At 72.2% G+C, this 13,438-nt stretch carries 14 protein-coding genes; 12 read left to right on the top strand and 2 right to left on the bottom strand.

What is annotated here, in order from left to right:
- Window positions 1-21: 21 nt before the first annotated feature.
- The 3 genes from HGA03_RS02480 to HGA03_RS02470 are packed head-to-tail and all read left to right on the top strand — an operon-like array spanning window position 22 to window position 1,420.
- Complete coding sequence (locus HGA03_RS02480) at window positions 22-696, top strand: DUF1345 domain-containing protein (protein WP_168628604.1); 675 nt, start codon at window positions 22-24, stop codon at window positions 694-696.
- 29 nt (window positions 697-725) lie between these two features.
- Window positions 726-1,298: a GNAT family N-acetyltransferase gene (locus HGA03_RS02475; protein ID WP_168628603.1), complete on the top strand. Its 573-nt coding sequence runs from the start codon at window positions 726-728 to the stop codon at window positions 1,296-1,298.
- Entirely contained in the window at window positions 1,277-1,420 is a 144-nt protein-coding gene (locus HGA03_RS02470; protein WP_168628602.1) for a hypothetical protein, read from the top strand. The genes HGA03_RS02475 and HGA03_RS02470 overlap by 22 nt, the downstream gene beginning before the upstream one ends.
- A 4-nt stretch (window positions 1,421-1,424) precedes the next feature.
- Here the strand turns inward: HGA03_RS02470 and HGA03_RS02465 are convergent, their stop codons facing one another.
- The gene (locus tag HGA03_RS02465; protein WP_168628601.1) at window positions 1,425-2,519 is read right to left on the bottom strand and encodes a substrate-binding domain-containing protein; all 1,095 of its coding nucleotides are present in this window, start codon (window positions 2,517-2,519) and stop codon (window positions 1,425-1,427) included.
- A gap of 124 nt (window positions 2,520-2,643) precedes the next feature.
- On the opposite strand from HGA03_RS02465, the gene HGA03_RS02460 reads away from it, so the two are divergent.
- From HGA03_RS02460 to kduI, 9 genes are all read left to right on the top strand, one after another.
- Window positions 2,644-4,530, top strand: a complete 1,887-nt coding sequence (locus HGA03_RS02460) for a DUF2264 domain-containing protein (protein WP_168628600.1) — start codon at window positions 2,644-2,646, stop codon at window positions 4,528-4,530.
- Between the two features lie 49 nt (window positions 4,531-4,579).
- Window positions 4,580-5,893: an ABC transporter substrate-binding protein gene (locus HGA03_RS02455; RefSeq protein ID WP_168628599.1), complete on the top strand. Its 1,314-nt coding sequence runs from the start codon at window positions 4,580-4,582 to the stop codon at window positions 5,891-5,893.
- 92 nt (window positions 5,894-5,985) lie between these two features.
- Window positions 5,986-6,921: a carbohydrate ABC transporter permease gene (locus HGA03_RS02450; RefSeq protein ID WP_168628598.1), complete on the top strand. Its 936-nt coding sequence runs from the start codon at window positions 5,986-5,988 to the stop codon at window positions 6,919-6,921.
- A gap of 1 nt (window position 6,922) precedes the next feature.
- Window positions 6,923-7,765, top strand: coding sequence for a carbohydrate ABC transporter permease (locus HGA03_RS02445; protein WP_168628597.1), 843 nt, complete (start codon window positions 6,923-6,925; stop codon window positions 7,763-7,765).
- Between the two features lie 5 nt (window positions 7,766-7,770).
- Window positions 7,771-8,472 carry a DUF624 domain-containing protein gene (locus tag HGA03_RS02440; RefSeq protein ID WP_168628596.1) on the top strand — a complete coding sequence of 234 codons (702 nt, stop codon included), beginning with the start codon at window positions 7,771-7,773 and terminating at the stop codon, window positions 8,470-8,472.
- Window positions 8,473-8,531: 59 nt separating this feature from the next.
- On the top strand, window positions 8,532-9,689 hold the full coding sequence (locus HGA03_RS02435) for a glycoside hydrolase family 88 protein (RefSeq protein WP_168628595.1): 1,158 nt from the start codon (window positions 8,532-8,534) through the stop codon (window positions 9,687-9,689).
- Window positions 9,686-10,543, top strand: a complete 858-nt coding sequence (locus HGA03_RS02430) for a fumarylacetoacetate hydrolase family protein (RefSeq protein WP_168628594.1) — start codon at window positions 9,686-9,688, stop codon at window positions 10,541-10,543. Before HGA03_RS02435 ends, HGA03_RS02430 begins: the two co-directional genes overlap by 4 nt.
- Window positions 10,540-11,304 (top strand): 2-dehydro-3-deoxy-D-gluconate 5-dehydrogenase KduD, encoded by a 765-nt coding sequence (gene kduD / locus HGA03_RS02425; RefSeq protein ID WP_210732088.1) that lies wholly within the window; start codon window positions 10,540-10,542, stop codon window positions 11,302-11,304. Before HGA03_RS02430 ends, kduD begins: the two co-directional genes overlap by 4 nt.
- A gap of 31 nt (window positions 11,305-11,335) precedes the next feature.
- A complete protein-coding gene (gene kduI, locus HGA03_RS02420; protein WP_168628593.1) occupies window positions 11,336-12,154 on the top strand; it encodes a 5-dehydro-4-deoxy-D-glucuronate isomerase in 819 nt (272 codons plus the stop codon).
- Between the two features lie 102 nt (window positions 12,155-12,256).
- Here the strand turns inward: kduI and HGA03_RS02415 are convergent, their stop codons facing one another.
- A complete protein-coding gene (locus tag HGA03_RS02415; RefSeq protein WP_168628592.1) occupies window positions 12,257-13,432 on the bottom strand; it encodes a PP2C family protein-serine/threonine phosphatase in 1,176 nt (391 codons plus the stop codon).
- Window positions 13,433-13,438: the final 6 nt, after the last annotated feature.

The raw sequence follows: 13,438 nt of genomic DNA, 5'->3' as shown, positions 1-13,438 counted from the left end.
CCGCCCGGCATACTCGGGGTCATGCCCCGCACGGACTTCGCCCGCGCCACCCTCGGCAGCTCGGTGGCCATGGTGCTGACCGTGGTCGCCCTGATCCCGCTCCTGGACGACCCGGAGGACGTGGGCGCGGCCCTGGTGGCGACCTTCGTGGTCTTCTACCCGCTGTACGCGCTGATCTACGTCGCCTGGAGCGGGACGGTGTACTCCCGGCTCGGCCCCGAGGAGCTGCGCCGGGTCGCCCGCGCGGAGCACCACGCCAGCCGCCGGTGGTACCAGCGGATCTCCGGCGCGAACGGCACCGCCGGCGCCACCATCACCGCCGCCGTGATCGCGGTCGCCGGGACCATCGGCATCGCCCTGACCCCGGAGTTCCGCGGCGACGTCCGCTACCTGGTGCTCGGCCTGCTCACCGTGGCCGGGGCGTGGGCGGTGATGGTGTTCTCCTTCGCCCAGTCCTATCTGCGGCTGGACGCGACCGGCGACACGCGGCAGGTGACCTTCCCGTTCCCGGAGGCGCCCCGGTTCGGCGACTACGTGACCTTCACCGTGCTGATGTCCACCATGGCCGCCACCGCCGCCGGGCGCGCCACCACCCGGGCGGCCTGGCGGCTGGTCCGGGCGAACGTCCTGGTGGCTTTCTGCTTCAACTCGGTGCTGATCGCGATGATGGTCTCGCTGCTGTTCGGCGGGATCTGAACCGCAGGACGGCCCGCTAGCCTGCGGGGATGAGCCTGTCCGACCTCGCCTGGCCGTTGCGGTCCGACCGGCTGCTGCTGCGCCGCGCCACCCCGGCGGATGCCGCCCTGCTCTGGCCGATCCGGCGGCTGCCGGAGGTGTCCCGCTGGATGACCACCCTGCCGGTGGACGAGGCGGACTTCGTGGCCCGGTTCGCCGAGCCGGACCGGTTGGAGCCGACCCTGGTGATCGAGCACGACGGCCGGGTGATCGGCGACCTGATGATCCGGATCGAGGACGCCTGGGGACAGAGCGAGGTCGCCGACCGGGCCGCACGGACCCAGGCGGAGCTCGGCTGGGCGCTGGACCCCGCGTTCCAGGGCCGGGGCTTCGCGGTCGAGGCGGTGCGCCGGGTGCTGACGGCCTGCTTCGACGAGCTGGGCCTGCGCCGGGTGACCGCCGGCTGCTTCGCCGACAACATCCCGTCCTGGCGGCTGATGGAGCGGGTCGGGATGCGCCGGGAGGGCGACTTCCGGGCGGACTCGCTGCACCGGGACGGCCGCTGGTACGACAGCTACACCTATGCGCTGCTGCGTGAGGAGTGGGACCGGGCGGCTCACTAGGCTCGGCGCAGGCCGCCGCCGGGTGGCTGCTCGGGCTGCTGCGGCTGCGGGCCGGCAGCGTGCTGCCCGGCACGCTGGTGCACGCCGTGAGCAACCTGGTCGCCGGGCTGATCGCCGCCTGAGGGGTCAGTGCGCGGGGGCCGGGCCGGTGGACTCGCGGATCTTGAGCTCGGGGCTGATCAGGGTGCGCTGGGCCGGGGTGGTCGGGTCGGCCATCAGCTGCTCCAGCCGGTCCAGGGCGACCCGGGCGACATGGCCGGTGGGCGGGCGCACCGCGGTCAGCCGGGGGCTGAGCGAGTCGGCCATCACGTCGTCGTAGGCGATCACCGACAGGTCGCCGGGCACGTCGTAGCCGCGTTCCAGCAGGTTCTGCACCACCGCGAACGCCTCCGGGTCGGAGAGCACCAGCAGGCCGGTGGTGCCGGACTCCAGCACGTTCTCCACCAGGTCGTTCACCAGCGGCGCGAAGTCGGCGGTGGACCGGATCGACACCAGCCGCTCGAAGCGCTCGTCGCTGGTCAGGCCGAGTTCGGCGCAGGCGGTCCGCCAGCCGGCCACCATCTTCCGGGAGGTCGGCGAGTGCCGGGACAGCACGATGCCGACCTTGCGGTGACCGAGTTCGGCCAGGTGGTGCACCGCCTTGACCGTGCCGAGGGCGTGGTCGCTCATCACCGAGTTGAAGATGCCGTGGCCGGCGGTGGTGGTGGCCTCCCGCTCGATCAGCACGGTGGGGATGTCCGACTCCTCCAGCCAGCGGACCAGGGCCTGGGTGCCGGGGCCGTCGGTGCGAGGGGCGATCACCAGGCCGTCCACCCGGTCCTGGCTGATCAGCCGGTCCAGGATCGGGCGCTCGTCGGCGGCCTCGTAGGAGGAGGCGCGCAGGAAGGTCCGCATCCCGCGGGTGCGGGACTCCGATTCCAGGGTCTGCACCACCCCGGGCCAGTAGTAGGCCAGGCTGGGCACCAGGACCCCGATCCGGGCCGGCTCCTCCACCGGCTCGCCCACCGGGGCGGGCGTCGCCGCGGCGACCGCGCCGCCGTGCACCCGGCGCAGCAGGCCCTCCTCCTCCAGCTGGGCGATGTCCCGGCGGACGGTGACCGGGGTGACGCCGAGGTCGGCCACCAGGTCGGCGACCCGGATGATGCCGTCCCGCTCCAGCAGGGCGAGGAGTCGGGCGTGCCGCTCGGCCGGGATCGGGGAGCGCGGTGCGGGTGTCGTCATGGGGTCCTCACGGCTGGATGATCGTCACGGATCAGTAACGATCATAAGCGATCAGAACATGATTGACAGTGCCAATCGGTGACTGTTTTGCTTCGGGTCGTTCCGACTTCGAAGGAGAATCCGGATGGCCCCGCAGCACCCCCACCCCACCTCCCCGCTCACCGGCTGGGACCGGCAGCGGTGGGCGGCCCTGGCCGACGGGATGCTGGCGGCGGTCCGGCCGTGGGCGTCCCCGGGGCATGCCCGGATCACCCTGCCCGGCGTCGAGGGCGGCTACGGCACCGCGGTGGACGGCCTGGAGGGCTTCGCCCGGACCTTCCTGCTCGCCGGCTTCCGGCTGGCCGGTGACCACGGCGCCGACCCGCACGGCTATGCCGAGTGGTACGCCCGCGGGATCACCACTGGGGTCGACCCGGACGCCGCCGACCGCTGGGTCCGGCTGGACGAGCACCCGCAGGCCAAGGTCGAGGCCGCCTCACTCGCCCTGGTGCTCGACCTGACCCGGCCGTGGATCTGGGACCGGCTCACCCCGCGTACCCAGCAGCAGTTGGTCGAGTACCTGGCGGTCTGCGTGGGCGACCACGGCTACCCGCGCAACAACTGGTGCTGGTTCCGGCTGGTGGTGCAGACCTTCCTGCGGTCGGTGGGCGGGCCGTCCTCGGACCAGGACATGGCGGACGACCTCGCGCTGCACGACTCCTTCACCCGCGCGGACGGCTGGTTCTCCGACGGGGACGAGCGCAACTTCGACCACTATGTCGGCTGGGCGCTGCACCTGTACCCGACGCTCTGGGCCCGGATGGCCGGCGCCGAGGACCTGGCCGCCGGGCGCCGCGAGCGCGACCGGGCGGCGCTGGACCGGTTCCTGACCGACGCGGTGCACCTGGTCGGCGCGGACGGCAGCCCGCTGATCCAGGGCCGCAGCCTGACCTACCGGTTCGCCGCCGCCGCACCGTTCTGGGTCGGGGCGCTGGCCGAGGTGCCATCGGTGACCCCCGGGCTGCTGCGCCGGGCCGCCTCCGGGATGGTCGACCACTTCGGCGCCCACGGCGTGCCGGACCGGCGCGGGCTGCTCACCCAGGGCTGGCACCACGAGTGGCTGCCGATGCTGCAGTCCTACTCCGGCCCCGGCTCCCCGTACTGGGCGAGCAAGGGCATGCTCGGACTGGCCCTGCCCGCCGACCACCCCGCCTGGACCGCGGTCGAGGAACCGCTGCCGGTGGAGCGCGGCGACGACCTGCACGTGATCGGTGCCCCGGCTTGGGTGGTGTCCGGGACGCAGGCCGACGGGGTGGTCCGGGTGATCAACCACGGCACCGACCACGCCCGCCCCGGCGACCAGGTCGGCGACTCGCCGCTGTACGCCCGGCTCGGCTACTCCACCGCCACCTGGCCCTGGCTGGACGAGGGCTCCTGGCGTCACCCCACCGACCAGAGCGCCGCGCTGGTGGACGCCGCCGAGCGGGTCAGCCACCGGGCCGGCTGGACCCCGATCGCCCCGGTGCTCGCCGGGGAGGTCGCGGTCGCCGGCAGCGTGGCCGACGCGCACTGGATCGACATGCCGGTCCGGCAGACCCTGCACGGTTCCGGCTGGACCGGCCAGGTGCAGGCGGCCGGGCGGCTGACCGTGCTGTCGCTGGTCCGCGGACCCTGGGAACTGCGCCTGGTCCGGGTGGACGAGCTCGCCGACCCCGCCGCCGCCGTGACGCTGCGGCTGACCGGCTGGCCCACCGTCGACGACGACGGACTGACCTCCACCCTGTCGCCCGTCCTCGGGTCGGCGACCGCGAGCACCCTGACCCGCCCCCAGGTCAGCCCGATGGGCCCGGGCGCCCGGATCCCGGCGCTGACCTACCCCGCACGGCCCGGCCGGTGGATCGCCGCACTGACCGAGCTCAGCCGCACCCGGGCCGCCACCGGCCCGGCGGCGCTCGACCTGACCGGCACCGTCGCCACGGTCACCTGGCCGGACGGCGCCGCCACGTCGACGGACCTGCCGATCGAGGGCTAGTCCACACCCCCCACCGCCCGATCCGGGCATCTCAAAGGAGAGATCAGGAATGACGAATCGCAGGTTCGCGGCAGGCTCCGGGCTCGCCCTGACCGCCGTCCTCGCACTCACCGCCTGCGGTGGGTCCGGCGACGCCGGTGGCGAGGAGAGCGCAGGCGGCCCGACCACCATCACGATGGCCGGCTGGGACCTGGCCAAGACCCCGGAGTTCACCGCACTCGCCGAGGGGTTCAACGCCCAGAGCGACGACGTGACCATCGAGGTGGTCGAGTACCCCTCCGGCGACGACTACGTCACCGCGATGACCACCGACATCGCCGCCGGCACCGCCCCGGACATCGTGATGATGAAGCAGAACACCGACTTCATCCGGTTCTCCGGCAACGACCTGCTGCTGGACGTGGCGGATGTCGCCGACGGGCTCGACCCGGCCACCAGCGCCCTGGACGTCTACCAGACCGAGGACGGCCAGACCCTGGCGGTGCCGTTCCGCAACGACTTCTGGGTCGTCTACTACAACAAGGACCTGTTCGACGCCGCCGGGGTGGAGTACCCGGACGGCAGCTGGACCTGGGACGACTACCAGGCCACCGCGCAGGAGCTGAAGGACGGCGGGCTGCCCGAGGGCGCGTTCCCGGTCTACCAGCACGCCTGGCAGTCCACCGTGCAGGGCTTCGCCCAGGCGCAGACCCCGGGCGCCGACCTGCTCTCCGGCGACTTCGAGTACCTGAAGCCGTACTACGAGCGGGCGCTGGCGATGCAGGACGCCGGTCTGCAGCAGCCCTTCGGCACCGTCACCACCGGTTCGCTGCACCACTCCTCGGAGTTCGGCCGCCAGCGCGCCGCGATGGTCCCGATGGGCACCTGGTTCTCCTCGCAGCTGATCGCCCAGGTCGGCGCGGGTGAGGCGGACGAGTTCGCCTGGGGGATCGCCCCGGCCCCGCAGTACGACGAGTCGACCACCGGCCTGGACAACACCCCGGTCACCCTGGGTGGCCCGACCGGGATGGCGATCAACGCCCGGATCGACGAGGCCAAGATCGAGGCCGCCAAGGAGTTCCTGGCCTACTCCGCCGGCGAGGAGGGTGCCACGGTGCTGGCCGACCTGGGCCTGACCCCGGCACTGGTCAACGACGCCACCGTCGACGCGATGTTCGCGGTCGAGGGCATGCCGCAGGACGAGCTGTCCGCCTTCGCGCTGGGCACCTCCGAGGTGAAGCAGGAGAACCCGGTCGACCCGAACGTCGCCCAGATCCAGTCGATCCTCAGTTCCCTGCACACCGAGGTCATGCCGGGGGCGACCGGGATCGACCAGGCGATCGAGACCGCGCAGAGCCGGTTCGAGAGCGAGATCCAGGACTGACGTCCTGACGGTGCGGGGCCCGGAGCACACGCCCTCCACGGCCCGGGCCCCGCACCCCTCGACTCCGCCGACCTCATCCCCCAGGAGATCCCATGGTCACCACCGCGGCGCCCCCGCACCTGGCCCCGGACCGCGCGCCGCGGCGCCGACGGGGTTCCCGGCTCATGCTGCGCAATCTGCTGATCGGCTGGACGTTCATCCTGCCGAACTTCATCGGGTTCGCCGTCCTGACGCTCGTCCCGGTCCTGACGTTGTTCTACATGTCCTTCACGGACTGGAACATCTTCGGCTCGTCCAGCTGGATCGGGCTGGACAACTTCACCCGGCTGGCCGGCGACGCCACCTTCCGCACCTCGCTGTGGAACACGCTCTACTTCACCGCGGTGCACGTGCCGCTCACGCTGGCCGCCTCGCTCGGCCTGGCCCTGCTGCTGAACCGCAAGCTGCGCGGCGTCACGTTCTTCCGCACCGTGGCGTTCTTCCCGTACATCACCTCGATCGTCGCGATCGCCGCGGTCTGGAACATGCTGTTCAGCCCGGAGCTGGGGCCGATCAACCAGTTCCTGCGCTTCATCGGGATCGAGAACCCGCCGGAGTGGACGGTGTCCACCACCTGGTCGATGCCCGCGGTGATCATCGTGTCGACCTGGCGGTTCATGGGCTACTACATGCTGCTGTTCCTGGCCGGGTTGCAGACCGTCCCGCGGGAACTGCACGAGGCGGCCCGGATGGACGGTGCCGGGGCGTGGCAGCGATTCCTCAACGTGACGATGCCCTGCCTGCGGCCGACCACGTTCTTCGTCACCGTGATGCTGACGATCAACGCACTGAAGGTCTTCGACCTGGTGCTGGTGATGACCAACGGCGGACCGGGCACCTCGACGATGGTGATCAGCCAGTTCATCTGGCAGCGCGGGTTCACCGAGAACCAGTTCGGCTACGCGGCCGCCGCTGCGGTGGTGCTGTTCGGTCTGTCCATCGCCATCACGATCTTCCAGTTCCTGTGGAACAAGCGGCGGGAGGCCTGACATGGCGCACAAGGAATCCCGGCTGGCCGCCGGCACGCTGCGCGCGGTGGGCTATGCCGCGCTGATCGTCGCCGCCTTCGGCCTGTTGCTGCCGTTCATCTGGATGGTCATCTCCTCGCTGAAGCACAACGTCGACGTGTTCACCGCGCCGATCACCTGGATCCCGGACCCGTTCGTCTGGTCCAACTACGTCGACATCTTCGAGCGCGCCGACATGGGCACCTGGGTGGGGAACACCCTGTTCATCTCGGTGGTGGTCACGGCGTTGCAGGTGTTCACCGGGTCGTTCGCCGCCTATGGCTTCTCCCGGATCCGGTTCCCCGGCCGCGACGTGCTGTTCCTGGTCTACATCGGCACCATCGCCGTGCCCTGGCAGTCGTACATGATCCCGCAGTTCGTGATGATCTCGGACTGGGGCCTGGCCAACACCCGGTTGTCGATCATCCTGCTGCAGGCCTTCGGCGCCTTCGGGGTGTTCCTGATGAAGCAGTACTTCGAGTCGGTGCCCGAGGCGCTGTCCGAGGCCGCGCGGATCGACGGGCTGTCCGAGTACGGGATCTGGCGCCGGATCATGCTGCCGCTGTCGGTCCCGGCGATCGCCTCGCTGACCCTGATCACCTTCGTCAACACCTGGAACGACTACCTCGGCCCGCTGATCTACCTGCGCGACCGCGACCTGTGGACGATCCAGATCGGCCTGCGGACCTTCATCACGCAGTTCAGCGCCGAGCACGCGATGATCATGACCGGCTCGGTGCTGTCGATCCTGCCGATCGCGGTGATCTTCGCGCTCGGTCAGCGGTTCTTCGTCGAGGGCATCGCCGCCACCGGTGTGAAGGGCTGAGCGTGATGGCCACCCTCGCCCCCGCCGCCCGGCAGCGCCGGATCTTCAACCACGAGCTGTACGAGCTGCTGTTCGGCACCGTCTACACCGGGCTGATGACCAACCTGCTGGTGGTGGTCGCCACGCTGCCGGCGGTCGGGCTGCTGCTGTTCAGCGACATCGCCGGGACCTGGCCGCTGCTGGTGCTGTCCGCGCCGCTGCTCGGGCCCGCGCTGGTCGGCGCCTTCGCGGTGTTCGCCGACTTCAGCGATCACGGGTCGACCACCGCGATCCGCACCTTCGCCCGGGCCTGGCGCACCCACCTGCGGCGCTCGCTCGCGATCGGTGCCGCGGTGACCGCGATCGTCGCCGTCGCGGCGGTGAACATCCGGTTCTTCATGGCCGGGGCCGGCGGTGCCGGGGCGCTGATCATCCCGGTGCAGGCGGTGCTGCTGCTGCTCGCCCTGGCCACCGGGCTGATGGCCCTGGTCGGGGTGCCCGAGCTGGGTCACCTGCGGCTGCGCGACCTGGCCCGGGCCGCCCTCTACCTGGCGGTCCGTCGCTGGTACCTCACCGCGGGGGCCTTCCTGGTCCTCGGGCTGCTGAGCAGCCTGGTCGTCACCCGGCCGGCCATCGCCCTCGGGGTCGCCGTCGCCCCACTGCTGTTCGTCGTCTGGGGGACGCTGCGGTTCGCGCTGCGCCCGCTGCTCCCCGACGACTCCAGATGACCCCATCCACCACTGAGCGACGCGGCGCGCCCCAGCGCCGAGGAACGGACCCGATCGTCATGACCGACGTGCTCGCGCACGCCCTCGACCAGGCACTGGTCACCGTCCGCCGCAACATCGCGGCCTTCGGCGACCGCTATCCCGACGACTGCACGGTGGCGGGCCGCTACCCGCTGCGGCCGGCGGTGGACGGATTCGCCGAGGGCGACAACCGCGGCTGGACCACCAGCTTCGTCCCCGGCCAGCACTGGCTCGCCTACGAGCTGACCGGGGAGGACCTGTTCCGCACCGCCGGGCAGGCGCACGCCGCCGACTTCGCCGAGCGGGTGTTCGGGAAGCGGGACCTGGACACCCACGACCTGGGGTTCCTCTACACGCTGGCCTCGGTGGCGCCCTGGCGGCTGTTCGGCGACCAGGAGGCCCGGGCGGCGGCACTGGAGGCCGCCGACCGGCTGATGGACCGCTTCCTGGAACCGGCCGGCATCGTGCAGGCCTGGGGCGATCTGTCCGACCCGGCCCAGCGCGGGCGCACCATCATCGACTCGCTGATGAACATGCCGCTGCTGGCCTGGGCCGGTGAGCAGACCGGCGACCCGCGGTTCCTGGCGGCCGTGCAGCGGCACACCGCCCAGCTGGCCACCCACATGATGCGCGCGGACGACACCACCTTCCACACCTTCTACTGGGACCCGGAGACCGGCGCACCGCTGCGCGGGGCCACCGCCCAGGGCGCGGCCGACGACTCCTGCTGGGCGCGCGGCCAGGCCTGGGGGATCTACGGCTTCGCCCTGACCCACCAGCTCACCGGGGACGAGCAGCTGCGGGACGCCTCGCGCCGGTGCGCCGACCGGTTCCTGCGGGAGTTGCCCACCGACGGGGTGCCGTTCTGGGACCTGATCTACGGCGACGGCGACGACCAGCCGCGGGACTCCTCCTCCGCCGCGATCGCCGCCTGCGGGTTGCAGGAGCTGGCCCGGATCGAGACCGACCCGGAGCGGGCGGCCGGCTACCTGCGGGCCGGGCGGCAGCTCCTGGTGGACGCCGCCACCGGCTACACCCCGCAGGCCGAGGGCGTCGACTCCGACGCCCTGCTGCTGCACTCGGTCTACGACCTGCCCACCGGCAACGGGGTGGACGAGGGCTGCCTGTGGGGCGACTACTTCTACCTGGAGGCGCTGATGCGCTACACCCGCCCGGACTGGCGGCGGTACTGGTGAGGCTGGTCACCTGGATCACGCCGGCGGGGGAGCACCGGCCCGGCGCCGTGGTCGGTGACCGGGTGTGCGACCTGGGCGCCGTGGCGGCCGACGTGGTCACGATCCTCGCCGGCCCGGGTGCGCGGGCGCGGGCGGAGCAGGCGGTGGCGGGCGCGTCGGCGATGCCCGCGCTGGCCGACGTGGCCCTGGCTCCGCCGGTCACCCCCGGCACCCTCCTGTGCCTGGGCTACAACTACGCCGGTCACGTCGCCGCCGGTGCCGACCCGGACGACGTGCCGGAGTACCCGAACGTCTTCGTCAAGACGCCGAACACCCTGGCCGGTCCGCGGGACCCGGTGCCGCTGCCCGCGGTGTCCGCGCACACCGACTACGAGGGCGAGATCGCCCTGGTGATCGGCCGCCGGGCGCACCGGGTGCCACTGGACCGGGCGGCCGAGCACATCGCCGGGTACACCCTGCTCAACGACGTCTCCTCCCGGGACTGGCAGGACCGGTCCTCGCAGTGGACCCTCGGCAAGTGCTTCGACCGGTTCGCGCCGCTCGGGCCGTGGATCACCACCGCGGATGAGGTGCCGGACCCGCAGGACCTGTTGCTGGAGGTGATCCGGGACGGCGTGGTCACGGTGTCGCAGAGCACCGCCAGCACCGTGTTCCCGATGACCCACCTGGTGCACTACCTGTCCCAGGTCCTCACCCTCGAACCCGGCGACGTCATCTCCACCGGCACCCCGCAGAAGTTGCCCACCGCCCAGGCCGTCCACCGGCCACTCGCCCCCGGTGACGCCGTCACCGTCCGGGTCGCCGGGCTGGGCGAACTGACCACCACCTTCGTCTCCCAGGAGGACCACCGATGATTCTCGACTCGTTCCGGCTCGACGGGAAGGTCGCCCTGGTCACCGGCGGTGGCCGCGGACTCGGCCAGGGTGCCGCACTGGCACTGGCCGAGGCGGGCGCCGACATCGCCCTGCTGGACCGCACCGCCCCGGCCGAGACCGTCGCCGCGGTGGAAGCGCTCGGCCGGCGGGCGTTCGCCCTCGAGCAGGACCTGATCACCGCCACCCCCGCCGAGCTCGCCGCGTCGGTGGACGCCGTGGTCGCCGCGCTGGGCCGGATCGACATCCTGGTGAACAACGCCGGGATCATCCGGCGGGCCCCGCTGCTGGAGCACCCGGCCCAGGACTGGGACGAGGTGCTGGCGATCAACCTGGACGCGGTCTTCCACCTGTCGCAGGCCGCCGGTCGCCGGTTCGTCGCCCAGGGGTCGGGCAAGATCATCAACATCGCCTCGATGCTGTCCTTCCAGGGCGGGATCCTGGTGCCGGGCTATGCCGCGACCAAGCACGCGGTGGCGGGGCTGACCAAGTCCTTCGCCAACGAGCTCGCGGCGCACGGGGTGAATGCCAACGCCATCGCGCCGGGCTACATGGCGACCGAGAACACCGCGCCGATCCGGGCCGATCAGGAGCGGTCGGCGTCGATCCTGGACCGGATCCCCGCCGGCCGCTGGGGCACCCCCGCCGACCTGCAGGGCGCCTTCGTCTTCCTCGCCTCGCCCGCCTCGGACTACCTCAACGGCGCGATCATCCCGGTCGACGGCGGCTGGCTGGTGCGCTGAACGACCCCTCGACCCCGAAAGGACCCCACCCATGGACCAGCGTTACGCCACCAACCCCGAGCAGCTGCCGGGCATGGACACCGCCGAGCTGCGCGAGCGGTACCTGCTGCCGGAGATCTTCGTCCCCGGCCGGATCACCCTGACCTACACCCACCACGACCGGATCGTGCTCGGCGGCGCCGCCCCGGCCGACGGCCCGCTCACCCTGGACGCTCCGGACGAGCTGCGCGCCGAGTACTTCCTGGCCAACCGGGAGCTCGGCATCGTCAACGTCGGCGCCGCGGGCACGGTCACCGTGGACGGCACCGGCTATCAGCTGCCCACCGGCGCCTGCCTCTACGTCGGCCGCGGGTCCGAGCAGGTGGTCTTCGACGGTGCCGGGGCGCAGTTCTACCTGTTCTCCGCCCCCGCGCACACCAGCTTCCCGACCGTGCTGACCCTGCCCGGCCAGGGCAACCGGCTCGAACTCGGCGACCAGCTCACCTCGAACGCCCGGACCCTGAACCAGTACATCCACCTGAACGGCGTCCGGTCCTGCCAGATCGTGATGGGCGTGACCGAGCTACACCCGGGCTCGATGTGGAACACCATGCCCGCCCACACCCACGACCGGCGCACCGAGTGCTACCTGTACTTCGACCTGCCCGAGGACGCCCGGATCATCCACCTGCTCGGTACCCCGGCCGAGACCCGGCACCTGGTGGTCGCCGACCGGCAGGCGATCATCTCCCCGTCCTGGTCGATCCACTCCGGCGTCGGCACCTCCGCGTACTCCTTCGTCTGGGCGATGGCGGGGGAGAACCAGGAGTTCACCGACATGGACCCCGCCCCGCCGACCGCGCTGCGCTGACCGGACCCGGCGGCGCGCGAGTTCGTTACTCCGGTGCCGAGTGCGGCTGCGCGGTCGCCGCACTCGGCGCGGATGTACCGAACTCGGCGCCGGGGACGGCGGTCAGGCCGCCCGGCGCAGCGCGACCACCGTGATGTCATCCGGACGGGTGGAGGCCTGCGCCGCCAGTCGCAGCACCGCGTCGACCGCGGCCTGTGCCGAGTCGGCGCCGCGGACCGCGTCCGCCACCACCACCGCGCCGGCCAGGGTGCCGTCCGTCAGGTCGAGCAGCCCGTCGGAGAAGGTGACCAGCAGGTCGCCGGGGTCCAGCCGCACGGTCCGCTGGTCGCGGCTCTGTTCGTCCAGCACGCCGAGCGGTAGGCCGGTGGCTGTCAGCCGCTGGTGGCCACCGTCGGGGCGCTGCAGCAGGGTCAGGCCGTGCCCGGCGTCGGCATAGGTGAGCTCACCGGTGCCGGCATCCAGGGCGGCGTGGAAGGCGGTGGCGAACAGGCCGGTGCCGGACAGGTCGGCGTGCAGGATCGCCCCGGCGTAGAGCAGCGACCGGGCCACGTCGGTGCCGTGCGCCGACCCGCGCAGCACCGCCCGGATGGACGCGGCCATGATCCCGGCGCCGGTGCCCTTGCCCATCACGTCGACCAGGGTGAACACCAGCCCGTCGTCGGTGGCGGTCCAGTCGTAGAAGTCACCGCCCACCGCCCGGCTCGGCAGGCAGGCGCCGGCCAGCTGGTACCCGGGGATCTCGGGCGCGGTGCGGGGCAGCAGCCCGGCCTGCACCCGGGCGGCCCAGGCCAGCTCGGTGTCGGTGGCGAGCTCCTTCTCCACCCAGCCGGCCAGGTCGCGCAGCAGCGCCGCGTGGTCCGGGTCGAAGGTGCGGGGCTCGTGGTCGGCGATGCACAGCGTGCCCACCCGGTGCCCGCCGGCGGTGACCAGCGGCTGTCCGGCGTAGAACCGCAGCCCGTCCGGCCCGGTCACGAACGGCTGGTCGCGGAACCTGGCGTCGAGGGCGGCATCCGGGACGATGAGCATCTGGTCGCTGAGCACCGCGGTGCCGCAGAACGACTCCTCGCGCGGCACCACCCGCTGCTCGAACCCGGCCATCGCCTTGTGCACCACGACGTCCCGGTCCACCAGCGACACCAGCGCGGTGTCCACGCCGAACAGTTGCCGGGCCAGCCGGACCACCCGGTCGAACCGGTCCTCGGCGGGTCGGTCGAGGACCCCCAGGTCGTGCAGCGCTGCGACGCGCGCCTCCTCGGGGCCGGAGAAGTCGGTGTCCACCTGGCG

It is taken from the genome of Cellulomonas denverensis, assembly GCF_012396125.1.
Taxonomy (GTDB): domain Bacteria; phylum Actinomycetota; class Actinomycetes; order Actinomycetales; family Cellulomonadaceae; genus Cellulomonas; species Cellulomonas denverensis.
This window is presented reverse-complemented; position numbering and strand designations above follow the sequence as displayed.